Source organism: Lactobacillus nasalidis, assembly GCF_016587775.1.
Lineage (GTDB): Bacteria > Bacillota > Bacilli > Lactobacillales > Lactobacillaceae > Lactobacillus > Lactobacillus nasalidis.
The window spans coordinates 1-989 of record NZ_BOCG01000444.1 but is presented as its reverse complement, the minus strand read 5'-3'; the positions used below and the strand labels follow the sequence as shown (position 1 = coordinate 989).

Here is a 989-nt window from a genome sequence, read left to right as displayed (position 1 = left end):
CGGGATCAACGACGCCCCAAGCTTGACGGCTGCTGACGTCGGCATTGCCATGGGGGCCAAGGGGGCTACCGCGGCCAGCGAAAGCGCCGACGCGGTCATCATGGTCAACGACCTGAGCAAGATCAACGATGCCGTGGCGATTGCCAAGCACACGATGAAGGTGGCCGAAATCGACGTCATCACTGCCATCGTGGTCGTTATCCTTTTGGAACTGGTGGCCTTCACTGGTCTCATTCCGGCCTTCTGGGGCGCCGTTTTGCAGGAAGTGGTCGACATGATCACCATCTGCCTGGCCCTCTTGGCCAAGACCGAGCCGAAGAATCCAAAACAGACCGGCTTGTAAAATTTGTCTTTTAGCCAATTTCTTGATAAAGTATTAGTTAACATAACATTTTTTCAGAGGTTGGAGTTTCAAAACTTTCAAGAATTTGCTTCTTTGGGTCAAGAAGCTTTTTCTTGGAAGTTTTTTGCTTTCCAGCCGCTTTTTTGAAACGGAGGTTAAAATGGAATTTATTGGACAACTGATACTGGTCTTGCTGATGACGACCCTGCTGGGGCAAGTCTTTGCCCGCTTCAACTGGCCCCCGGTGATCGGGCAGCTCTTGTCGGGGATTCTGCTGGGGCCGGCCCTGCTTGGCTGGATTCACCCCAACGAGACGATGACGCTTTTCTCTGACATTGGGGTCATCATGCTGATGTTTTTGGCGGGGATGGAAAGCGACCTGGACCTTCTGAAAAAGTACTTCAAGATCAGCTTTACAGTGGCCACGGTCGGGGTCATTCTGCCGATCCTCTTCATCGGCGGGGCCTCCATGCTCTTCGGGATGGAGTTCCTGGAAGCCCTCTTCATCGGGATCGTCTTCGCGGCCACCAGCGTCTCCATCTCCGTCGAGGTCCTGCGGGCGACCGGGAAGCTGCAGACCAAGGCCGGGACGGCGATTCTGGGAGCCGCGGTCGTTGACGACATCCTGGCGGTGATCGTTCTCAGC

General features: G+C 54.7%; 1 protein-coding gene, 1 pseudogene and 1 other annotated feature. The gene and the pseudogene both read left to right on the top strand.

From position 1 onward, the window contains the following. Positions 1-343 (top strand): annotated as a pseudogene (locus lacNas_RS08245) (heavy metal translocating P-type ATPase); the annotation flags it as partial. 58 nt (positions 344-401) lie between these two features. Further along, positions 402-450, top strand: a sequence feature (sodium ion sensor (DUF1646 type); this cis-regulatory element may regulate processes involved in with the transportation of sodium ions). 53 nt (positions 451-503) lie between these two features. After that, positions 504-989 (top strand): cation:proton antiporter (locus lacNas_RS08240; protein ID WP_201346767.1); only part of this gene is annotated, 486 nt, incomplete at its 3' end.